General features: G+C 38.0%; 22 protein-coding genes. 19 read left to right on the forward strand and 3 right to left on the reverse strand.

The window, feature by feature from the left end:
• Window positions 1-6: 6 nt before the first annotated feature.
• Genes N745_RS0102595 through N745_RS0102650 form a run of 12 tightly spaced genes read left to right on the forward strand, consistent with a single transcriptional unit; the run spans window position 7 to window position 11967 of the window.
• On the forward strand, window positions 7-408 hold the full coding sequence (locus N745_RS0102595) for a GtrA family protein (RefSeq protein WP_024850581.1): 402 nt from the start codon (window positions 7-9) through the stop codon (window positions 406-408).
• 17 nt (window positions 409-425) lie between these two features.
• Entirely contained in the window at window positions 426-1286 is an 861-nt protein-coding gene (locus tag N745_RS0102600; RefSeq protein WP_024850582.1) for a methyltransferase domain-containing protein, read from the forward strand.
• A gap of 12 nt (window positions 1287-1298) precedes the next feature.
• The gene (locus N745_RS0102605) at window positions 1299-1907 is read left to right on the forward strand and encodes a Wzz/FepE/Etk N-terminal domain-containing protein (RefSeq protein ID WP_024850583.1); all 609 of its coding nucleotides are present in this window, start codon (window positions 1299-1301) and stop codon (window positions 1905-1907) included.
• 22 nt (window positions 1908-1929) lie between these two features.
• Window positions 1930-3225 (forward strand): hypothetical protein, encoded by a 1296-nt coding sequence (locus tag N745_RS0102610; protein WP_024850584.1) that lies wholly within the window; start codon window positions 1930-1932, stop codon window positions 3223-3225.
• Window positions 3226-3236: 11 nt separating this feature from the next.
• Window positions 3237-4514, forward strand: a complete 1278-nt coding sequence (locus N745_RS0102615) for a glycosyltransferase 87 family protein (protein WP_157833736.1) — start codon at window positions 3237-3239, stop codon at window positions 4512-4514.
• Window positions 4515-4562: 48 nt separating this feature from the next.
• A complete protein-coding gene (locus N745_RS0102620; protein ID WP_024850586.1) occupies window positions 4563-6434 on the forward strand; it encodes an ArnT family glycosyltransferase in 1872 nt (623 codons plus the stop codon).
• Window positions 6435-6450: 16 nt separating this feature from the next.
• Window positions 6451-6837, forward strand: coding sequence for a GtrA family protein (locus tag N745_RS0102625; protein ID WP_024850587.1), 387 nt, complete (start codon window positions 6451-6453; stop codon window positions 6835-6837).
• Window positions 6834-7778, forward strand: a complete 945-nt coding sequence (locus tag N745_RS0102630) for a glycosyltransferase family 2 protein (protein ID WP_024850588.1) — start codon at window positions 6834-6836, stop codon at window positions 7776-7778. The genes N745_RS0102625 and N745_RS0102630 overlap by 4 nt, the downstream gene beginning before the upstream one ends.
• Window positions 7779-7835: 57 nt before the next feature.
• Window positions 7836-9038, forward strand: a complete 1203-nt coding sequence (locus tag N745_RS0102635; protein WP_024850589.1) for a hypothetical protein — start codon at window positions 7836-7838, stop codon at window positions 9036-9038.
• Window positions 9031-10032 carry a glycosyltransferase family 2 protein gene (locus tag N745_RS0102640; RefSeq protein WP_024850590.1) on the forward strand — a complete coding sequence of 334 codons (1002 nt, stop codon included), beginning with the start codon at window positions 9031-9033 and terminating at the stop codon, window positions 10030-10032. The genes N745_RS0102635 and N745_RS0102640 overlap by 8 nt, the downstream gene beginning before the upstream one ends.
• Window positions 10025-11179: a UDP-galactopyranose mutase gene (gene glf / locus N745_RS0102645; RefSeq protein ID WP_024850591.1), complete on the forward strand. Its 1155-nt coding sequence runs from the start codon at window positions 10025-10027 to the stop codon at window positions 11177-11179. The genes N745_RS0102640 and glf overlap by 8 nt, the downstream gene beginning before the upstream one ends.
• Window positions 11179-11967, forward strand: coding sequence for a DUF4422 domain-containing protein (locus N745_RS0102650; protein ID WP_024850592.1), 789 nt, complete (start codon window positions 11179-11181; stop codon window positions 11965-11967). Before glf ends, N745_RS0102650 begins: the two co-directional genes overlap by 1 nt.
• A 133-nt stretch (window positions 11968-12100) precedes the next feature.
• Here the strand turns inward: N745_RS0102650 and glk are convergent, their stop codons facing one another.
• Together glk and N745_RS0102660 are read right to left on the reverse strand one after the other, a co-directional pair.
• The gene (gene glk, locus N745_RS0102655; protein WP_024850593.1) at window positions 12101-13093 is read right to left on the reverse strand and encodes a glucokinase; all 993 of its coding nucleotides are present in this window, start codon (window positions 13091-13093) and stop codon (window positions 12101-12103) included.
• A gap of 45 nt (window positions 13094-13138) precedes the next feature.
• Entirely contained in the window at window positions 13139-14524 is a 1386-nt protein-coding gene (locus N745_RS0102660; RefSeq protein WP_024850594.1) for an undecaprenyl-phosphate glucose phosphotransferase, read from the reverse strand.
• 118 nt (window positions 14525-14642) lie between these two features.
• On the opposite strand from N745_RS0102660, the gene galE reads away from it, so the two are divergent.
• The 3 genes from galE (at window position 14643) to N745_RS0102675 (ending at window position 16843) form a co-directional block, all read left to right on the forward strand.
• A complete protein-coding gene (gene galE / locus N745_RS0102665) occupies window positions 14643-15629 on the forward strand; it encodes a UDP-glucose 4-epimerase GalE (protein WP_024850595.1) in 987 nt (328 codons plus the stop codon).
• A gap of 76 nt (window positions 15630-15705) precedes the next feature.
• Window positions 15706-15975 (forward strand): ComEA family DNA-binding protein, encoded by a 270-nt coding sequence (locus N745_RS0102670; protein WP_024850596.1) that lies wholly within the window; start codon window positions 15706-15708, stop codon window positions 15973-15975.
• Window positions 15965-16843: a DNA ligase gene (locus N745_RS0102675; RefSeq protein ID WP_245595654.1), complete on the forward strand. Its 879-nt coding sequence runs from the start codon at window positions 15965-15967 to the stop codon at window positions 16841-16843. The genes N745_RS0102670 and N745_RS0102675 overlap by 11 nt, the downstream gene beginning before the upstream one ends.
• Before the next feature lie 55 nt (window positions 16844-16898).
• Here the strand turns inward: N745_RS0102675 and N745_RS0102680 are convergent, their stop codons facing one another.
• Window positions 16899-17546 carry a protein-L-isoaspartate O-methyltransferase family protein gene (locus N745_RS0102680; RefSeq protein ID WP_024850598.1) on the reverse strand — a complete coding sequence of 216 codons (648 nt, stop codon included), beginning with the start codon at window positions 17544-17546 and terminating at the stop codon, window positions 16899-16901.
• Between the two features lie 347 nt (window positions 17547-17893).
• On the opposite strand from N745_RS0102680, the gene thrS reads away from it, so the two are divergent.
• From thrS to rplT, 4 genes are all read left to right on the forward strand, one after another.
• On the forward strand, window positions 17894-19819 hold the full coding sequence (gene thrS / locus N745_RS0102685) for a threonine--tRNA ligase (RefSeq protein WP_024850599.1): 1926 nt from the start codon (window positions 17894-17896) through the stop codon (window positions 19817-19819).
• Between the two features lie 24 nt (window positions 19820-19843).
• Window positions 19844-20404, forward strand: coding sequence for a translation initiation factor IF-3 (gene infC / locus N745_RS11625; RefSeq protein ID WP_084657283.1), 561 nt, complete (start codon window positions 19844-19846; stop codon window positions 20402-20404).
• A 231-nt stretch (window positions 20405-20635) separates the two neighbouring features.
• Window positions 20636-20833 (forward strand): 50S ribosomal protein L35, encoded by a 198-nt coding sequence (rpmI, locus tag N745_RS0102695; RefSeq protein ID WP_024850601.1) that lies wholly within the window; start codon window positions 20636-20638, stop codon window positions 20831-20833.
• 12 nt (window positions 20834-20845) lie between these two features.
• Window positions 20846-21202: a 50S ribosomal protein L20 gene (gene rplT, locus N745_RS0102700; protein ID WP_024850602.1), complete on the forward strand. Its 357-nt coding sequence runs from the start codon at window positions 20846-20848 to the stop codon at window positions 21200-21202.
• The last annotated feature ends 168 nt before the right edge of the window (window positions 21203-21370 follow it).

A 21370-nucleotide genomic window follows, 5' to 3' on the forward strand; every position in this document is an offset into this window, starting at 1 on the left:
AGGAAGATGTTAGAAAATGCAAGTCAAGTTCGGTTAATGTTTTTACAGCTATATAGATACGGTTTAATAGGTATAGCATTAAATGCTAGTGGTTATACTGTTTATTTAATGTTGACAAATATTGTTGGAATTCAGCCTTTAGTAGTCGTTTCCATTCTTTATCCCTCTTCACTTTTATTAAGTTTTTTCTTTAACAAAAACTATACTTTTTCATATAAAGGTAGACTCTGGCCCTCTAGTAAACGCTATTTAATTGCACAGACGCTAGGTTTTTTGTTGAACTTAGGTATGATTTACATTTTTGTTGATTATTTGGGCTATCCGCATGAGTATGTGCAGCTTATGGCTATTTTTGTAGTAGCACTGTTTTTGTTTGTTATGATGCGTCATTTTGTATATAAGAATTGATATGGGGAGCTTGTTGAATGAAGTTATGTCTTAAATGTGGTGAGAAATATGAGTCAACTTTACTAAAATGCCCAGCTTGTAATTTTGAATATAAATTTATTGACGGTTTTGAGGCTTATGCTGAAAAGTTTGCTGAGGATGGTGGTGGCTTTGAGGCAGATTCTTTTGACCACTTAGCTCAAGTTGAAGAGGATAGTTTTTGGTTTAGATCAAGAAACCGGATTCTGGTTTGGATGTTGAAAAAATATTGCACCAATATGAGTTCTTATTTAGAGGTGGGATGTGGAACCGGATATGTATTGAGAGCAATCAAAGAAGCATTCCCCAATGTTAAAACTTATGGAAGTGAAATATTCATTGCAGGTCTTAAGCAAGCAAAAAATAGGTTGTCAGATACTACATTATTTCAGATGGATGCAAGAAAAATCCCTTATTATGAAGAGTTTAATGTAATAGGTGCATTTGACGTAGTCGAGCATATAAAAGAGGATAAGGCTGTATTTCAGCAAATGTATCAAGCTTTGAAGCCCGGAGGGTTTGTTATCTTAACGGTGCCTCAACATCCATTGCTTTGGAGTCAGATGGATGTGCTAGCTTGTCATGAAAGACGTTATACGAGGAATGAACTGCAAGAAAAGTTAAAACAAGGGGGGTTCAAAATAGTTAGAACAACGTCATTTGTTACTTTTCTATTGCCAATGATGATGATAAGAATAACTAAAAAAAACCGGAAAGTGGAGGTTGGAGAGGAGCTTTCTTTACCGCCAATCCTTGATAAGATTCTTGAAATGGTAATGAAAGTAGAATTATTTTTTATTAAAGCCGGAGTTAACTTTCCTGTTGGGGGGTCTCGGTTGGTTTTGGCTCAAAAGCTTTGAAATAGAGGGTCTATGGAAGACTATATTGATAACAAAGAAAGTGTTGATTTTGCCCGTTTGTACAAAGATTTTAAATCGCAATACAAACTGATTTCAGTTGTTACTTTAGTAGTAATATTAATTGGAATGTCTTATTTGGTACAACTGCCAAATCTCTATGGAGCGAAAGCAGTCGTTCAGGTGATGACTGTAATAAAAGGAGCAAAAACCACTGAAAAACAAATTTCTTCTCAGGGGGACGTTCCATATAATGAGATAGAAAAAGCTTTGAAAACAAAAGAGATTTTAGATGCAATTGTACCCGCAACCATTAAGGTTGACCCTAAGAAAGTTGAGGGGATATTGTATATAACTGCAACAGCGCAGACGCCTGATAAAGCTAAAGAAAAGGTTAGAAAAGCGTTTGAAGTAATAAATGAACGTTACCAGAAGATATATTCCCGACTTGAAAAACATGGCTTTGAAATTGTATCTCCAACGGAGTTGGTTGGGCCAATTGATGTCTCAAGAAAGCCTGTGTCTCCGAATAAACCAATTATTATTACAGCTACAGTGGTTATAGGCATGCTATTAGGTTTATTTCTCGCTTACCTCCGCATTTTAATTATAAAAAATGATTGAAAACCTCATAGGTATTGACTAAATGAAAACCAGCTATCCTCAAGCCTATACACTTGATTCAGTGTGGTTACCTTTTATTCTTGTAACCTTTTTATTTATGGTAAACGCGTTATTCAATTCCCTTGCAGTATCGTACGGAGTTACAAATTACCAATTGACTTCAATGATGTTTCTTCCAGCGGATATTCATGCTGATTTAGTCAAATATGCGATGTCATTTTCACCCTATAATTCAGGCTTAGATGTGGCAAGCTGGGATGCTATTTATAAAAATTATTATCAATACAACCCTTATAGGCCTGATAATCAGCCTAATGTAACTGGTCTGCCTTTTTACGTCACGATAGCACTCTTTTTTAATAAGATAATTTTCCATTTTTCGCCTGCTGCGGCAGTTAAAGTTTTTTATGTCTTGGTAGCATCCAGTGTTTTTGTTTTTAACTACGTTTTTATTAGAGAGTGGAGAAAAGCTTTAGTAGTCTCTTTATTGATGTTGGCGAGTTATCCAGTTTTGTTTATGTTGACTCGAGGTCATATATTTTCTTTTGTCGGATCCATGCTTTTAATGTCTTTTTTTGTATTACTTTTGAATCCAAAGTATTGGAAATGGACTGTTCTTAGCTTTAGTTTGTTGATTAATATCCGACTGAATGGGATTATTTTTTCTGCATTGTTTCTTGTGTATGGCGTTAAAAAAGGCGCTAAGTATTTAATTTTGGCAATTGCGCTCGCATTTTTTGAATGGGTGCTTGTAGGTGAGTTGGTTCGTCATTTCATAGCCAAATTTGAGATATTTAATTTTTTTACAAGCGTTTCCTCGTACGTTCAAAATTATGTTTATGGAAACGGAGGAAGTCAGTATAACAATTCATTCTATGGTGGAGTGAGGTGGTTTTATAGCATTTTTAATATAGCCCTTTCTTTGGATACTTTAAAACAGTTAAATTTGGGAATAATGCTGGCAACTGGAATGCTTGGACTTTTTTCAATGGCTTTGTATTGGAAGCGAAAAATTAAATTGGTGCATTTTTTCTTCGTTATCTCAGCTTTGTATGTACTTGGAACTCCTATTTTTACAACATATCACATGCTCTTTTTGTTTGGTTTCTTGTTGATTTATTTTAGAAGTACAATGAGTCTTTCAACCGAAGACTTCATTATTCTTTTTGCCATTATTTTTGTGTTGTCTCCCAAAGGCTATTTCTACATAAACAATGTGTCCATTGAAACACTCTTAAATCCACTGGTTTTGTTTGTCAGTTTGTGTGGGGTTTTGTTGTTATCCCTCCGTAATGGGCCCAGAAGCGTAGAAGGATAACAATGCTTCGCATGAAAACGAATGAAATAAGAATCTATACCGCTTTTTACATCTTGGCATTTTGTTATATAGGGTATTTCTTCCTTTCTAATTCTTACCTTCCAGCGCCTTTTTTTTATAATAGAAATGACCTGTTTATGGACTTTTTTAATGTCCTTAGATGGTCCGATGACCCAGGAAGGTACTACGTATGGGGCTCGATTTATCCGCCTTTTTCTTTTCTGTTGGCGAAATTATTGTCAGTATTCATGCCGGTGGATGTGTTTTCTAATGCATTAGTGTACAGAGATTATGCCTGGAAAGTGTTTGTGCTAACTCTTATTCCTCTGGTAAGTGTGATTTTCCTCAAGGATTTCATAAGACTATCTAAAAATTATCGTTACGCTTTAGCGATAATTTTTTTATCGGCACCTATGCTATATGCTTTGGAGAGAGGTAATTTAATAATTTTTTGTTATTTTTTTCTAGTGATTGCTTTTCTTAATTACAGAAACAACTTATTGTTTTCATTGTTTTTTGCGTTAGCGATTTCACTTAAAATATATTTGATTGCATTGGTGTTTGTTCTGTTTTTAATGAAAGATTTCTGGAAGATATTCCTTTCACTTTTTTTCTTTATTGTGGTGAACCAGATTTCAGCAACCATTATTGATGCTCCAGATTGGTATTCTCTTTTATCAAACATCTTTTCGTTTTCATCAGGCGATCGATACTATGAGTGGGCCTATTTCTCATATTCATTCAAGGGTTTACTCGCAGCAGCACATTACAAAATGGGAGTTAGTACGAGCATTGTAGCTACCAATTTTTCTCAGCTGTTGGAGATTGTAAACTGGACGTTCCAGGTGTTGGTTCTGAGTATTTACGCACTTGCTGTCGCGTTATTTACCTACGGCTCGGCTAATCAGCGCAGAGAACTAGCCGCATACCTGTCATTATTGCTACTGATGTTGATAATGATGATTGTCTCTAATGCAGGTGGATATGTTTTCGTTCTTTTATTTGTTTTTATAAAACTACTTGTGGAGACAAAGGCATCACGTTTTTTATTATTTTTAGCAGTCCTTCCGACAAGCTTTATTTTGGTTGATACAGGAAATATCTATGATACTGTTTCTGTTCTGTCTCAGTCAGAGGTTTATTTTGGTAGGGTACTTTATATCGGTATGGTTTTAAGGCCAGTAGCATTCTTTCTTCTTTATTTAGTTATATTCATCAATTTCTATAATAAGGTGCGTGAGTTGAGTTTGAAGCCAGACCGAAGATTTTTAGCGTTCAACCAAGTTTAATGTTCTAAAGTAAACTGTCTATTACTGTAAATAGAAAGAGAGGGTAATGTGAAAGGTCAAAGTTTGTTTTTTGGGAAAAGAAGCTTCTATGAACAAGGTTTGTTACCTTTTTTATTAGTTCTCATCCATAGTCTATACCTGTATATTTTTCTATATTTCCCCATCTCTGAAGATACGGGTTTTTATGGCTTTTTGGCTAAATCAATAGCTAATGGAGCTATACTGCACACAGATATTCCCGTGGCAACCAATGGAATTAGTATTTACCTAATGGCTGGGCTTATGAAGGTGTTTGGTCCATCACTTGAGTTGGTTAGACTCTACTATTGGGCCTTCTATATAGGTGTAACTCTGTTGCTTTACTTTATTATAAAAAAAGAGAGTGGTTACCCCTTCTTGGCTTTTATTTTGGCATCTGTAGCGACTCTGCTTTTATATTCTCCCCAAGTAACCTTAGACTTGGGCAGGACGCCAATTGTCGTTTCATTATTTTTAGTATTATTGTTTATACATGTATGGTTCTCAGAAATTCGTTATAGAACTTTATACGGAGGGGTATTGCTGGGGTTGGCCGCCATTAACCGAGAACCATTTATTTTTATTCTTTTGGCAGTCTTTGTTTATTTTTTAAGCCAGGTTTATAGGAATCAAATTAAGTGGAAAGAATTAATTGGTTTTTCATTAGCAGCAGCGTTAGCGCTATCAATAAATGCGATTTTACTTACCGCATATGGCAATTGGTCTACGTACTTTTTTGATATGCTTCACTCAGGTGCGGGGTTTCGGTATTCTGGAGGTCTACTTTCTTTAGAGCGTTTAGAGCAAAATTTACACCGTTTAACATCGGGTTATTACGCATATCCATATAACCTTTTTCAATATTATCCTATAGTAGTACTGGGCCTAACATCATACTTTTTTAAGACTGAGAGCAATTTAATTAATTTTATAAAATATATTGTTTTACCGGCTTTTGTTGTAGTTGAAATTATCATTAATAAGACTGCATCCTATAGCATTCAGCCTATAATTGTTTGTCTAACCGTGTTAAGTAGTTTGTCAATTGTTAATATCTTTAAGAAGTTTGAGAGCTATATAAATAATTTTGCTGGAGCACGAAAGAATTCGTTATTGTTTGTGGATTGGTTATTGTTAGTTGGATTGTTAGTCTTTATTTTTGTGCTACCAAGTGTTGCATTCATGTACAAAGGGTACAAGTTGTATTACTTCCCTTCGGTTCTACTGAAAACTGGCGCTGCAATGGATGCAACTCCTAAAAGGTTGTTAGCAGTGACTAATAGGATACATCACAGAACAGTTTCAACTTTTAGTCAGTATCCTTTTTTATTTTTATCTAATACAAATTATAGACCTAAAATGCCTTATGCCGAAGACCTTACTATGCCATATAATATGGGGCGTCCAGAGCTACGAACAAGCCAATTGAATATGTTGAGAAAGAATCCTCCAGATTTGTATGTAGACAAGTCGGGGGGGAAGGACTTTCTTTCAAAATGGACTGACCTTGGTGGTATTGTAGCCAATGAATATATTTTGATTGCTTATTTTTTTAGGCCAAAAGACGTGTTTGAGCAATATAGGGAAAGGATTTTTCTGAGTAAAAAATTGTTCAAGAAAACATTTTTTAAAATGAGTCAGAGCAATGGTGTCGCGAATGAGATGCTCGTTAATCATTCCAATAGCTCGACAATCTTTAAGGTTACACCAGTAGCAGGTCGTAAATGCTTAGGCGGTTTATCAGTTGTCAGCGGGGTGAATCATGTTCAATATGATTATAATTATTTTAAAGACTCAGATGATGGTGTTTATATCTTTGTGCAACCCAATGCTCAATTCAAAATTTACAATTCACAATTAGGTTGCAACCAGTTTAAGGTTGAAGGGTTCCAACAAAAATAATTTAGGAATAAGTATTGTGGTGAGTAATATATTTGATAAAAGAATAATAAGTTTTATTTTAGTTGGGATTCTTAATACAATTTTTGGTTATTCGTTATTTTCATATTTCATATATTTAGGGATTTACTATCCAATATCTGTTTTATTAGCAACGATTCTTGGAGTCTTGTTTAACTTTAAGACAATTGGTAGGCTGGTCTTTGGACATAGAGATCATTCTAGGATATTTCATTTTATTGCAGTATATACCGTTATATATGTTATTAACGTACTCGGTTTATGGGGAATGGAGCAATATGGTCTTTATAATAAGTATATTGCTGGAGCGATTTTGTTGATCCCTTTAGCTTTGCTATCTTTTGTTTTAAATAAAAAATATGTTTTTAATCAGGTAAATGTGTGAAAAAAATTAGTATTGTTACCGCGTGTTACAACGAGGAAGAAAATGTTGAAGAGCTTATTGATCGTGTAAGAATAGTGATGTCAACTGACTTATCCAACTACGATTATGAGCACATATTCATTGATAATGCGTCAGAAGATAATACCGTTGCCCTATTAAAAGAGCAGTCGCAATCGGATGGACGTATAAAAATAATTGTGAATTCGAGAAATTTTGGGCATGTAAGGTCACCGAGCTATGCTTTACTTCATGCGGACGGTGATGCAGTTATTTCCTTGGTGGCAGATTTGCAAGATCCGCCGGAGATGTTACCTGAATTTGTGCAAAAATGGGAAGAAGGTTACGATTTGGTTTTAGCTATTAAAGCTGATAGCGAAGAGCGCGGTTTAATGTTTAAAGTTCGTGAAGCCTATTATAAGTTATTGTTCCGTTTATCAGAGGTCCCCATTTTCAAAAATTTTACAGGATTTGGGTTGTTTGATCGAAAGGTCATTAAAGCACTTAAGCAAATGAACGACCCATATCCTTTTTTCAGGGGGATGTTGGCTGAAGCAGGTTTTAAAGTCTATAAGCTGCCATATGCACAGCCTATGAGAGCAAGAGGGATTACAAAGAATAATTTTTATAGCTTATATGATATGGGAATATTGGGAATTATCAGTAATTCTAAAGTTCCATTGAGATTAGCGATATTTACAGGTGCTGTCGCAGCTTTTTTGAGCCTAATTATTGGGTTTATTTATGGCGTTTTGAAGTTGGTTTACTGGGATGAAATGTCGTTGGGAATTGCGCCACTTATGATCCTTGTTTCTTTTATGTTTTCAGTTATGCTGTTCTTCATAGGTATTATTGGTGAATATATTGGCGCTATTTATACTCAAGTTTTGAATAGGCCATTGGTTTTTGTCAAGGAAAGAATCAACTTTGATAATGAAGAGTGAGGCGTTTTGAATACCTCACGAAGTACAATCTCAGTTTTATTTTCTCAAAGTGCCACTATGTTATATGGTGGATCACTTCTAGTTTTTGTTCCTCTCAATTTAACGGAATATGGCCAAGGAATTTGGTTTACCCTTATGGCGCTAGGCGCAATGAGTCGCCTAGCGGATATGGGGTTTTTACAGCTGGTATTGACTTTTTCCGGCCACGCAAAGGTTAACAGCGGGCATAGTAAAGAAGAGGTTACAGCTTTTACTCAGGCATGGAGAAACAAGGTTATACGACTAGTTTTTCCGCTCATTTTTTTCATTGGGTCGGCAATCTTATTGACACAGCATGTCCATAAGACAGCTATTCTGGTTTGGTTTGCCTATATTGCGTCCTTGGCATTTTTTTTCTACCTTAATTATTTCCTATCCTATATAGAGGGTGAAGGAGATGTGGCTTTTGCTCATTTCTCAAGGGGGTTGGTTTATATCATTTCCTTTGTTGTTACTTCGGCCGGGTTGCTCTATCTAAAGGGGGTTGAAGCACTGGCCTTAGGGATGTTTACTGGTGTTTTGATTGTTTTAATTGGAATTAAATGGGTCCGGCCCTGTGTGTTTGTTTTTATTCCTCCTGGCCAAGAGATGAACGTTTCTCAGTTAAAGGAAGAGTTTTTGCCTTTGTTTAGAAGAACATCTATGAGTTGGACAGGGGGGTATTTAGGCACTCATGCTATTGTGCCATTGGTATACATGATTGCAGGGCCTGTTGCCTCAGGGTTTGCAGGTATGACGTTGAATGTATTTATAGCATTACAAAATTTTTCAAATGTCTTCTTGGTTTCAATTATTCCTAAGGTTGTCGGAAGTGTGGCAGAAGGCACGAAGGGTTTTGCTTCAATGACCGTGAAAAAAAGTTGGATCAAGTCTATTGCCATATTCTATCTAATGTCTTTGGTTTTACTCGTGTCGATAAAAATATTCCCAAATTTCTTTATTTTCCAAAGGTTGCTGACAGATATTAACTTGCTATTTTTAGCGGTTGGTTTCGGTCTTCAGATATCTGTTTATGCCGTTGCAATCTACATAAGAGCACATAAGTCAGAGCCGTTTGGCGTTATGTCAATTGTTTCCAGCACAATTGGTTTGATTGTTTTATGGGGGGGGGTAAATACTAGTTTTAATGAATGGTATTTCATTGGATATCTAGCGTCTTCTTTGGTCGCTGCATTATGGGCGGTAAAAATTTTAAATACATGGAGGCATAAAGTTGAGTGATTTATTAGCCATTTGTATTCCGACTTATAATCGAGCAGATAAGCTAGAGAAAAGCTTAGCGTATCACGCGCCTAAGTTAGCAAAGTATGGGATTCCTATCTATATTAGCGACAATGCAAGTGAAGATGGAACACAAGATGTCGTTAGTCAATATTCAGAGAAATATGGAAATATTTTCTACCACAGAAATTACTCTAATTTGGGACCTGATAAGAACTTTGAACTAGTCCTGAAGTTGCCAGAAAATGCTAAGTATGCTTGGTTATTGGGTGATGATGATTATTTGATTTTTGAGCATTTTGATGCGTTAGTTGAAAAGTTGAAGCAATCAAGCAGTCAGCTTGTGGTGGTTAATACCAGAAATCAAGTGTTTGAAAAGCTGGACAGTAAGTATTCGGATATTAATAAGTTGTTACGAGACTTATCATGGCATATGACGTTTATAAGTTCACTGATTTTTAGTCAAGATGCTGTCCAAAAGGCAGAGTTTCGCAGTTACTATGATGCCGGTTTTGTTCATGTAGACAGTGTGTTTAAGTATTTAGCTAGTTGTGATTCTATATCGGTTTTGTGGAATGAAGAAGAGATGGTTACAACTTTGCGTGTTGATGACGAGTTACCAAGTTGGTATTCAAGAATGCTAGAAATTTTTGGAGAGAATTGGGTTAATACTATTTTTTCTTTACCACTTGAATATTCAGCTGAATCTAAAATTATTGCTGTCAAGGCGCTTTGGCAAAAATCGGGAATTGTTAGTATTAAAGGGGTGTTAGTCTTGAGGGGTTTGGGACAGTTGTCAATTAGAGACTATGAGAAATACAAGAAAGTTTTAGAATTTCTTATTGGAGCTAAGCGTTGGTGGGTTTGGTTAATTTGTTTAATGCCAGTATCCATAATATCTCCGGTAATTACTGTATTGTATAAGCGCTATGTTCAAAGGCGAATTAATGAAACTCAAATTTTTTTGGAAAACGTAAACATTGATAATGAATAAACAAAAGATCTTAATTGTCGGGGCTGGGCTTTCCGGCGTGGTCATCGCAAGACTTCTAGGCGAAGCTGGTTATAAAGTGTCTGTTGTTGATGCTAGGAGCCATATAGCCGGTAACTGCCATTCAGCGAGAGATGAAGAAACAGGTGTCATGGTGCATAAATATGGGCCACATATTTTTCATACAAATAATGAAGAGGTATGGCGTTTTGTTAAAAATTTTGCAGAATTTATGCCTTATATAAACAGGGTGAAGTCAACGGTAAACGATAAGGTTTATTCGTTACCGATCAATTTGCATACCATCAATCAGTTTTTTGAAAAAGCATTGTCGCCAAAAGAAGCGGTGGAATTTATCGAGCAGTTAGGCGACAGATCGATTGATAACCCTCAAACCTTTGAAGAGCAAGCTTTGAGATTTGTGGGTAAGGATTTGTATGAAGCCTTTTTCAAAGGCTACACCAAAAAACAGTGGGGGTTAGAGCCCTCGCTTTTACCCGCGAGTATTTTAAAGCGGTTGCCGGTGAGATTTAATTATGATGACAACTACTTTAACCATAAGTTTCAAGGGATGCCAAAAGATGGGTACACCGATCTGGTTGAAAACATTTTAAAGCATCCCAATATTGAAGTTAGTTTGAGTTGTAAAATTAATCGTGATGATATTAAAGAATATCATCATGTTTTCTACAGCGGAGCTCTTGATGAGTGGTTTGGTTATCAAGAGGGCAGGTTGGGGTATCGGACGCTAGATTTTGAAGAAATTCGAGAGGAAGGTGATTTTCAAGGGTGTGCTGTCATGAACTATGGTGATGAAAATGTGCCGTTTACCCGTATTGCAGAACATAAGTATTTTTCTCCCTGGGAAGAGCATGATAAGACGGTTGCGTTTAGAGAATATAGTCGTGAGTGTGGAGAAAAAGATATACCTTACTACCCAATACGTTTGGTAGGTGAGCAAAGTATGCTACGAAGATATGTTGAACTTGCGAAAAAAGAAAAAAATATTTCATTTATAGGTCGACTTGGAACTTATCGATATTTAGATATGGATGTGACTATTGAAGAAGCTATGCGTGCAGCAAGGGCTTTTCTTGCAGCTCGTGAGCAAGGGCAAAGAGTGCCTGTTTTTTTTGTTGAGCCAATATAATGAAGAATCAATCAATCAAAATTATGGTGGCTTCTCATAAGGATTATGAGTTTCCAGAAGATAAGGGATATTTTCCTGTTCAAGTCGGTAAGGCGTTAAGTAAAGCCGATTATGACGTTGTCGGCGATGAAACGGGAGATAATATTTCATTATTGAACAAATCATTCTGCGAGTTGACTGGGCTGTATTGGTTATGGAAAAACCAAGAGGCAGATATTTTCGGCTTGGTTCACTACAGAAGGTACTTTAAACCGATTTTAGACAGAAGTTTAAAGGTCAAAAATTTAAGTATTGCATCTTCACTTGACCTTGCCACATTAATGGAAAGCTTTGATGTAATCGTACCTAGGCGTCGTTGTTATTTTATCGAAACTATTAGATCTCATTATGAAAAGGCGCATTATATAAGTGATGTGAACGTTCTTGAGGAAGTGATTAGTCAGGAAGCTCCTGAATATCTTCAGGCATTTGAAAAAGTGTTTCAATCGAGGTGTTTGTCTTTGTATAACATGTTCTTAATGGATAAAAAGCATTTTAATGAATATGCGGAGTGGTTATTTAATTTGCTTTTCAAACTGGAAAAAAGGATTCCTTATAAAGAGTATGGGCCATATCAAACAAGAGTCTTTGGTTTTCTTGCTGAAAGGTTGTTCAATGTTTGGTTAGAAAATAATAAAGCTTATTTGAAAATAAAGAGGCTTCCGGTTGTAAATTTGGAAGGGGAAAATCTGTTTTTGAAGGCTTGGGGGTTGATGCGCAGAAGAGTTCTAGGTGAAAAGCTTTCATAAAGTAGTGTCAGTTATTTTTCTTTTTTACCTTGTGAAACTACTGCTGATAAGTGAACAGCATAATGGGATCGCAGTGTGAGTTGTCTTTGTAAAGTACTCTATGGTAAGTAGACCGATAAAACAGTATGAAGTTTTATATTTGTTTAGAAGCAAAATTTGCAGCTCCAAGAAGCGGAGCTTCTTCATTATCAACGAGGCGAATAGGGATATGTTCGATCGAATGTGAAAGCCTTCCTTTGTCAAGAAAGCCTTCCATGAAAATACCGGATTCAAGGGCGGGACGAATTTTTTTTGCAATGCCGCCTGCGATATAAATTCCCCCAAATGGCAGAGCTTTTAGTGCCAAATTGCCAGCTTCAGCTCCATAAATTCGGCAGAAAAGTTTCATGACTTCGGTGCACAGTGGGTCTTCATTATGTAAGCCAGCATGGCTAATAACAGCATTTCTATCTTCTTGTTTCATTCGTTCTTCTAGGGGGGGATTTACTGGAGCGAAATTAATGCTTTTAAGAAAGTCATAGAGATTTCCAAATCCATCACCAGATAGAATCCTATCCATACTGACATGCCCTTTAAAACGGTTTCGTAAGAATGCGATTAATTGATCTTCTAAAGGTGTTTGAGGCGCAAAATCGCAATGCCCTCCTTCACTTGGCATTGTGTGGTATTCGCGGCCGTCAAAAAATACGGTAACTTCGCCTAGTCCTGTTCCCGCCGCGATAACCGAAAAGTGTCCGGATTTCTCTTGAGCATTAGGGTTTAGGCTGTGGAAATGATTAAGGGTTAAAATTCCATAAGCAGTTGCTTCCAAGTCATTCAAAAGATGCACATTTGGAATTTGAAATTCATTGGAAATTTCGATGGCGTTTATAATCCACGGTAGTTTGGTTGTCATACAGCGTTGATCAAGGACCGGTCCAGCAACTCCAAAGGTTGCGGTGATAACTTTATCTGCTAGCGAGCTATGCTCGCTGATGAAGTTTTTAAGTAAGCTGTTGAAATTCGTATAGCTATTACTTGGATAGCTTTTTTTGCAGAGTTCTTCAAGTTTGCCGTTATTTTGACTTTTGAAAATAGCCAATAGTGTTTTGGTGCCACCAATATCACCTGCTAAAATTAGAGACATTGTTGTATTCCTTGGTTGTCAATTTTTATTAGTTTTATTTTTAAATTAGCTGGCGTTTTTATTTATAAAGCCTTTGAGCACGGTCAAAATAATGATTTTAATATCAAGCCAGAGTGACCAGTTGTTTATATAATGGAGGTCGAACTCGACGCGTTTTTCGAGGGAAGTATCTCCACGCCATCCGTTAATTTGTGCCCAGCCCGTGATGCCTGCTTTTACCATGTGTTTCTGCATATAACGAGGTATTTCTTTCTTAAATTGTTCTACAAAAATGTCTCGTTCTGGCCTAGGGCCAACAATTGACATATCGCCTTTTAAGACGTTTAAAAATTGTGGGAGTTCGTCAAGGCTTGTTGAGCGGATGAATTGGCCAAATTTAGTATTTGCCTTATCTTTTGCTCCGCCCCATTTAATGCCGTTCTGTTCTACATCAACAGGCATAGAACGGAATTTTAACATTTGAAAGTTTTTGCCATTCCACCCTACTCTTGTTTGACGATAGAAAATAGGACCTGTTGAAGATAGTTTCACGCCAATGGCAATTAGAATCATAATGGGAGAGATGAGTATTAAAATCAATGAAGACAGGATGATATCTTCAGCACGTTTAATCACTCGTGAAGAGTTCGAGTTTAAAGGTGTGTCATAGACACTTACGACAGGCAGCCCTTTAATGTCCGTCCATTTTGCATGCACTAAGTCAAATGTGAAAAGATCTGGAATGTATTTGACTGCGACAGTGGTTTCGGTTAGGTCGTTCAACAGTTGTTTGATTTTATTTTCTGCTCTTAATGGAAGACACAGATATACTTCATCAAATTCTAAGTTTTTTGCATCATCGCACAGCTTATCTGTTGTTCCGATAACCGGAAAGTTGTTGATATTAGAATCCAAGACTTCTTTTTTGTCGTCATAAAAGCCAATTATTTGGTAACCTAGCCACTTATTTTCGTGTATTACCTGAGAAAGGTGGGTTCCTATTTTTCCAGCGCCAACAATGGCGATTCGTTTGCTATTTTTTCCCTGTTTTCTTATGTGGCTCAAAGCGATTCTGAAAAAAAGGCGATAAAGGATAAATGTGGCTGGAGTCATTACCGCCCATATCAGTAAAACTCCCCTTGAATAATTGCTTGAATCTTTGAATAAGAAAGCTAATACGACTAAGAAAACCCATGTCATTAACCATGCATTTAATGTCGTTTGTACATTAGTGATGACTGGTCTCTCTCTCCAAGAATCATATAACCCTAGCATTTGTGCAGAAGTGATAAATATGAACCCACCAAGTATCCCTAATAATGCATAGCGATCCTGCCAAGGCACATTGTATAAATGCATGCTCGCTAAAAGTATTATGAATGGTACAAAGATATCAATTGCTCTGTGGAGCCAAGCTAAGTATGAAGTGTATGTTTTTATTTTGTATTCCATATAAAGATAGTAAAGACTCTAAAACTTCTAGTAAGCGGTTTTGAATTGGGTATTATATGTGTAAATTTTATGTTCCAGTAATTGTAACGCGATAAAAATTTATTTAAGTGATTTTAGTATGAAAATTTTGATTGTTGGCGGTGCCGGCTATATTGGCTCTCATATGTGTAAGATGCTTGTGCACTCCGGTAGTGAGATTATTGTTTTGGATAATTTGAGCACAGGCTTTCAAGAGATGGTGAAGTATGGGGAGTTTGTTCAGGGAGATTTAGCGAATCAAGAGTTACTTGACAGTTTATTAATGAAAAATGAGTTTGATGGAGTTATACATTTTGCAGCTAATAGTTTGGTTGGAGAGTCAATGTCAAATCCTTCCAAGTATTACCAAAACAATGTTGGTAATACGCTTAATTTGCTGGATGCAATGGTTCGTCATGATGTAAAAAACTTTATATTTTCTTCTACAGCTGCAACATTTGGTGAGCCTGAATATTCTCCAATAGATGAGAGGCACCCACAAAAACCGATTAATCCTTATGGTGCAAGCAAACTAATGGTTGAGCGTATTTTGCAAGATTACGCTAATGCATATGGTTTAAATTCGGTTAGTTTGCGCTACTTTAATGCCTGTGGAGCTGATCCAGAAGGAGAAATGGGTGAGTGCCATGACCCTGAAACCCATTTAATCCCGCTTATCTTGCAAGCAGCATCGGGTCGAAGAAAGTGTATTACAGTTTTTGGTCGTGACTACGCAACTGGCGATGGCACTTGTGTCCGAGACTATATACATATCAATGATTTATGTTCAGCGCATGCTTTGGCATTAGATATGATTGTTTCGGGTAAAAAAGATGGAGCTTTGGCGTATAACTTAGGAAATGGTCACGGTTTTTCGGTGCAGCAAGTGATTGATGTAGTGAAAAAAGTTGTGGCAGAAGATGGCTGTAACTTAGTAGTTGAAGAAGGTGAGCGCCGTGCCGGTGACCCAGCTGTGTTGGTGGCAGACTCTTCTTTGGCAAGACAAACATTAGGTTGGCAGCCGAAGTATGGCGATTTAGAAACCATTGTGCGCCATGCTTGGGCGTGGGAGAAAACTTTTGTTTGATTTTAAGACCCCTTGAATTTATAGTGGCATTTCGTATTTTAGTACGTAATATTTTATATGGATTAAGGAGGTGAAGATGTTTAAGTTTTTAACTCTACTGTTTGGTTTGATGTTTTCAGCGATTGTTTATGCGTCACCAGTGAATATCAATAAGGCATCAGCAGAGAAAATTGCTTCTAGTTTAACTGGGGTTGGTTCGAAAAAAGCAGAGGCGATTGTCGCTTATCGAAAAGCTCATGGCGACTTTAAACATGTCGCAGACTTGACTCATGTAAAAGGCATTGGGGTGAAAACTCTGGCAAAGAATGAACAGGATATTCTTTTAAAAGATGCTGATGAAAAATAATTTGTTAGTGCTGGTTTGTCACATAAGGAGGCTGTGCCTCCTTTTTGTTTTTATGATGGCAGGTAATGTTTTAGTGACGCCTGCTATGGCGCAGGTCAAACCGCCTAAAGTACTTTTGTTAAAAGTTTATCAATCTAACCAGGATATTATTGGCTGGTTGATGAGTGAAAAGTTGGATGGTGTTCGCGGTGTTTGGGATGGGCATCAGTTGCACTTTCGTAGTGGCAGAATGATTCATGCGCCAAAATGGTTTGTGGAGCAATTACCGCCATTTGCAGTTGATGGTGAGCTTTGGACTAAACGCAATGACTTTTCCAATATTTCATCTATTGTCAGGCAGAAGTTGCCTGATGAGCGCTGGCACCAGATTACCTACAATATTTTTGAGGTGCCGAACCAACGAGGTGGTTTAGAGGCCCGTTTGGAGGTGTTAAGGCATTATTTGCAAAACCATCCTTCAAGTGTGATCCGAATTATTCCGCAAACACGAATTGATTCTATGCAGCAATTTAAAAGCCGGTTGGATGAGGTTTTGGCTTTGAAAGGGGAGGGCTTAGTTGTAAGGCGTGGTAATGTGTCTTATGAAGTCGGGCGCTCAGCAGATGCTTTAAAAGTGAAGCCTTTTAAGGATGATGAATGTAATGTAATTGGCTATAAGTCTGGAGCTGGCAAATATCAGGGCGAAGTGGGATCTATTCATTGTCGTTTAAAAAGTGGGCGTGAATTTTATATTGGTTCAGGTTTGAAAGATCGTGATAGGGAATCGCCACCGAGAATTGGTGAGCAGATTACGTTTAAATATCAAAAATTAACGGCAAATGGCTTGCCTCGACATCCGGTGTTTTTAAGGGTGAGGCCTAGCGAGTAAAATCTGCCAGGCTGGGGTGTAATTACAGCAACCCAGCCTGGTAGATTTTGGTGTTTTAGAATGAGAATTTTTCTGAAAATTCCGCGTTGATTAAGTGTGGAATGACTGTTTCAAACATGGTTTCAGTTTCCCACTCGGTTTCACTAACGCGTGTTAATACTTGGCAGGTCATTGCTGGCGCATTACCTATAGTGACAACAAGGCGTCCACCAAGGTTTAGTTTATTTTTGTAGGCTTCAGGTAGCACTGCTACGGCACCTGTTAAAACGATAATGTCGTAAGTTTTACCATCATCCCAGTTGTGACTGGCATCGCCGATCAAAAACTCGATATTATCAAAGTTTTGCAGACGCTCTTTAGCCGTAGCTTGTAAGCTCGGGAAAATTTCTACGGTGGTGACCTTGTTGGCAATTGCAGCCATGAGCGCTGTCATATAGCCAGAGCCTGTACCCACTTCTAAAACAGTCTCATCTTCTTCGATATCTAAGGCTTGGAGCATGCGACCTTCAATTCTTGGTGGTAGCATAGTTTGCTCTTCACCAATTGGAAGCTCAAGGTCAGAGTAGGCTAGTGCCTGTTGTGCTTCTGAAACGAATTCATGGCGAGGAATGGCCATGAATAAATCAAGCACTTTAGGGTCTAAGACATCCCATGGACGAATTTGTTGTTCCACCATATTGAAGCGTGCTTGTTCTAAATTCATAGTGCCTACCTGAATGTGAAATGTTGTCATCATCAACGGCTTTTTGGGTCGCCATTGACTATTATTTTGGTTTCAAATTTTGTTTTCGATTAATAAATCGGCAGGGAATTATAACGGATTTTTATAAGAAAGCCTAGAGAATGGCAAAGCACCTATTCCGGTAATCTATAGAAAGCATGGATTTATAAGGTTGGAGTTGATGCAAAATCCATGTTTTGAGGTGGATGAAGTATGGTAAAATTACTCGGTTCAATTAAGAGGTCTGATATCTCGCTTATTAGACGTGTTTTCAATCAGACAATCCACTTAATGTTTTATTTTAACGATTAAAGAGTAAGAGTTTAGACATGCCAATCATTACCTTGCCAGATGGTTCAAAAAGAGAATTTCCCGAAGCTGTATCTGTGATGCAAATCGCTACGGATATTGGAACGGGATTGGCTAAGGCAACGGTAGCAGGGCGTGTGAATGGTGAGCTGAAAGATGCTTGTGACTTGATTACAGAAGATGCTGATGTGCAAATCATTACTTTAAAGGATGAAGATGGTGTGCATATTATGCGCCATACTTGCGCGCATCTTTTGGGTCATGCATTAAAGCAACTTTATCCTAACGTTAAAATGGCAATTGGTCCGGTCATTGAAAACGGCTTTTATTATGACGTTGATATGGAAGAACGTATTTCTTCTGAAGATCTGGCAAAGATCGAGCAGCGTATGAAAGAGCTGGCGAAAACTAAGTATGAGGTCGTTAAGAAAATGACGCCTCGTGCTGAAGCGCTAGAGATTTTCAAAAGCCGTGACGAAGACTATAAGGTCGAATTGATTGAAGATATGCCGAATGAAACAGAGTTCGGTTTTTACCATCATCAAGAATATATTGATATGTGCCGTGGTCCTCACTTGCCAAATATGGGCTTTGTTAAGGCGTTTAAGCTGACGCACGTTGCTGGTGCATACTGGCGCGGTGACTCTGATAATAAAATGTTACAGCGCATCTATGGCGTTGCCTTCCCGAGTAAAGAAGAATTAAAAGAATACTTGGTTATGATGGAAGAGGCGGAAAAGCGTGACCATCGTAAGCTTGGTAAGCTACTGGATTTATTCCATGTTGATGAGTTGGCGCCGGGTATGGCGTTTTGGCATCCGAAAGGAACTACTTTATATAAAGTAGTTGAAGACTATATGCGTCAGCAGTTGAACGAAAGTGGCTATCAAGAAATTCGTACGCCTTTGATTATGGATCGTTCCCTGTGGGAAAAATCCGGTCACTGGGATAAGTTTAAAGACAATATGTTCACCACGGAAACAGAGAACCGTGATTATGCCGTTAAGCCGATGAATTGCCCTGGGCATATTCAAGTGTTCAATCGCGACCTAAGCAGTTACCGCGACTTGCCAATTCGCTTGGCGGAATTTGGTTTGGTACACCGTAATGAACCATCTGGAACCTTGCATGGTTTGATGCGTGTGCGCTCCTTTACTCAGGATGATGCGCATATCTTCTGTACACCGGAACAAATCAAAGATGAAGTTCAGGCTTGTATTGATTTGGTGTTCAATACTTATGCAGATTTCGGGTTTGATAATATTCAGGTTAAATTTTCTACGCGCCCAGAGCAACGCGTCGGTTCTGACGAAGTTTGGGATATGGCAGAGACGGCTTTAGAGCAGACGCTTAAAGATGCTGAGCTGGAATATGCCTTGCAGCCAGGAGAAGGGGCTTTTTACGGGCCGAAAATCGAATTCCAGCTTAAGGATTGTATCGGTCGTGTGTGGCAGTGTGGAACGATTCAATTGGATTTTTCCATGACGCAAGCAGAGCGTTTGAACGCCGTTTATGTTGGCGCAGACAACGAAAAACATCATCCAGTAATGATTCACCGAGCCATTCTTGGTTCGCTTGAACGCTTTGTTGGAATTTTGGTAGAACATTACGAAGGAAAATTCCCAACTTGGTTGGCACCAGTGCAATTAGTAATTGCCTCAATTTCTGAAGTACATAACGATTATGTCGTCGATTTTGCAAAAAAATTGAAAAAACATGGGTTTAGAGTGCAAACAGACTTGAGAAATGAGAAGGTTGGGTTTAAAATTCGCGAGCACACTTTACAACGTGTCCCTTATATTTTAGTTGTAGGGGATCAAGAAAAAGAAGGTGGTACCGTTAACGTACGTGCCCGAGGCGGAAATAACCTCGGTAGTTTCGATTTTGAGCAATTGCTTCAAATGTTATCGGACGACATCGCTAATCTTGGTAGAGTCGTGGAATAATTTGGTAATTAAGAGGATAAAACCATCGCAGTTAGAAGAGGACGTGGTAAGCCACAACAAGTAGAGGCACCAAAAGATAGAATCAATGAAGCTATCACGGTTGCTGAAGTACGTTTAATTGATGCAGACGGCGAGCAAAAAGGCGTCGTTTCAACGGCAGATGCCCTTGCGGCTGCGAAAGAGGTAGAGCTAGATTTAGTTGAAATCTCTGCAAAATCCTCCCCACCAGTGTGTCGAATCATGGATTATGGTAAATATCACTACCAGAAACAGAAGAAGGCACACGAAGCGAAGAAAAAACAAAAACAAATTCAGGTTAAGGAAGTTAAATTCCGACCTGGTACGGATATTGGCGATTATCAGGTTAAGCTACGTAACGTAGTTAAGTTTTTAGATAATGGCGACCGTGTAAAAGTAACTATTTGGTTCCGTGGGCGTGAAATTACGCACAAAGAACTCGGTATGGATATGCTTGAACGTATACGTGAAGACCTAAAAGAAGTCGCAACGGTAGAGCAAATGCCTAAGATGGAAGGTCGTTCATTGCAAATGATGATTGCACCGACTAAAAAAACCATCGTCTGATTTATTAAAGAACATTTCTTGAAATTTTATTTTAAGAGAGGCTGGTTCGAGCCATTAATCGAGTCAAGAATACAATAGCCGGGGTGAGGTTTACCTCATTACTGGTGCAGCTCATTCAGTGCTGTTAATTGTAAAAAAGGGCTTTCGGCAATGAAAGCAGATCGAAAACTGATGAATACCGACTTTAAAGGTTAAGCTTTTAAATCGCTATTCTTTTATGGAGTTTTAGCAATGCCTAAGATGAAAACCAATAAAAGTGCTCAAAAGCGCTTTAAAAAAACCGGTTCTGGCGGTTTTAAATGCAAACAAGCGCATCTTCGTCATATCTTGACCAAGAAATCAACTAAGCGTAAACGTCAACTTCGTGCTGCAAGCATGATTCATGATAGAGATGTGGCAATGGTTCGCCGCATGCTTCCATACGCTTAAGGAGATTGACAGATGGCAAGAGTTAAAAGAGGCGTAATTGCACGCAGAAGACATAACAAAGTACTAAAAGCCGCTAAAGGTTATTATGGTGCACGTCGCAAAGTATTTCGCGTTGCGAAGCAAGCTGTAATCAAAGCAGGTCAATATGCTTATCGTGACCGTCGTCAGAAAAAACGTCAATTCCGTCGTTTATGGATTGCGCGTATTAACGCTGCAGCTCGTTTGAACGGAATGACTTACAGCCGCTTTATTTCTGGTTTGAATAAAGCCGAAATCGCGGTTGACCGTAAAGTATTGTCAGACATCGCTATTCATGATGCGGCCGCTTTCTCTGCAATTGTAGAAAAAGCTAAAGCAGCTTTAGCGTAAGCTTTACTGAACGATTGAAAGGGGACTTTATGTCCCCTTTTTTTCTCATTTTTTATACCGGGATTTAATGGCTAAATGCTGTGATATTTGTTAAGGCGCTATGATTTGTGTCTGGCTTCAAAGTATTTATCCATAAAATTCTAAAACCAATCGGCTCAGGTCGCATCG

It is taken from the genome of Hydrogenovibrio kuenenii DSM 12350 (assembly GCF_000526715.1).
Lineage (GTDB): Bacteria > Pseudomonadota > Gammaproteobacteria > Thiomicrospirales > Thiomicrospiraceae > Hydrogenovibrio > Hydrogenovibrio kuenenii.

What these genes read in the sequence shown, in the direction of transcription:
- N745_RS0102660 (WP_024850594.1), bottom strand. Translation starts at nt 14,524, where the DNA reads ATGGAATACAAAATAAAAACATACACTTCATACTTAGCTTGGCTCCAC.
- thrS (WP_024850599.1), top strand. Translation starts at nt 17,894, where the DNA reads ATGCCAATCATTACCTTGCCAGATGGTTCAAAAAGAGAATTTCCCGAA.
- N745_RS0102600 (WP_024850582.1), top strand. Translation starts at nt 426, where the DNA reads ATGAAGTTATGTCTTAAATGTGGTGAGAAATATGAGTCAACTTTACTA.
- N745_RS0102615 (WP_157833736.1), top strand. Translation starts at nt 3,237, where the DNA reads ATGAAAACGAATGAAATAAGAATCTATACCGCTTTTTACATCTTGGCA.
- glk (WP_024850593.1), bottom strand. Translation starts at nt 13,093, where the DNA reads ATGTCTCTAATTTTAGCAGGTGATATTGGTGGCACCAAAACACTATTG.
- galE (WP_024850595.1), top strand. Translation starts at nt 14,643, where the DNA reads ATGAAAATTTTGATTGTTGGCGGTGCCGGCTATATTGGCTCTCATATG.
- N745_RS0102670 (WP_024850596.1), top strand. Translation starts at nt 15,706, where the DNA reads ATGTTTAAGTTTTTAACTCTACTGTTTGGTTTGATGTTTTCAGCGATT.
- N745_RS0102635 (WP_024850589.1), top strand. Translation starts at nt 7,836, where the DNA reads ATGTTATATGGTGGATCACTTCTAGTTTTTGTTCCTCTCAATTTAACG.
- N745_RS0102605 (WP_024850583.1), top strand. Translation starts at nt 1,299, where the DNA reads ATGGAAGACTATATTGATAACAAAGAAAGTGTTGATTTTGCCCGTTTG.
- rpmI (WP_024850601.1), top strand. Translation starts at nt 20,636, where the DNA reads ATGCCTAAGATGAAAACCAATAAAAGTGCTCAAAAGCGCTTTAAAAAA.
- N745_RS0102680 (WP_024850598.1), bottom strand. Translation starts at nt 17,546, where the DNA reads ATGAATTTAGAACAAGCACGCTTCAATATGGTGGAACAACAAATTCGT.
- rplT (WP_024850602.1), top strand. Translation starts at nt 20,846, where the DNA reads ATGGCAAGAGTTAAAAGAGGCGTAATTGCACGCAGAAGACATAACAAA.
- N745_RS0102650 (WP_024850592.1), top strand. Translation starts at nt 11,179, where the DNA reads ATGAAGAATCAATCAATCAAAATTATGGTGGCTTCTCATAAGGATTAT.
- N745_RS0102675 (WP_245595654.1), top strand. Translation starts at nt 15,965, where the DNA reads ATGAAAAATAATTTGTTAGTGCTGGTTTGTCACATAAGGAGGCTGTGC.
- N745_RS0102595 (WP_024850581.1), top strand. Translation starts at nt 7, where the DNA reads ATGTTAGAAAATGCAAGTCAAGTTCGGTTAATGTTTTTACAGCTATAT.
- glf (WP_024850591.1), top strand. Translation starts at nt 10,025, where the DNA reads ATGAATAAACAAAAGATCTTAATTGTCGGGGCTGGGCTTTCCGGCGTG.
- N745_RS0102610 (WP_024850584.1), top strand. Translation starts at nt 1,930, where the DNA reads ATGAAAACCAGCTATCCTCAAGCCTATACACTTGATTCAGTGTGGTTA.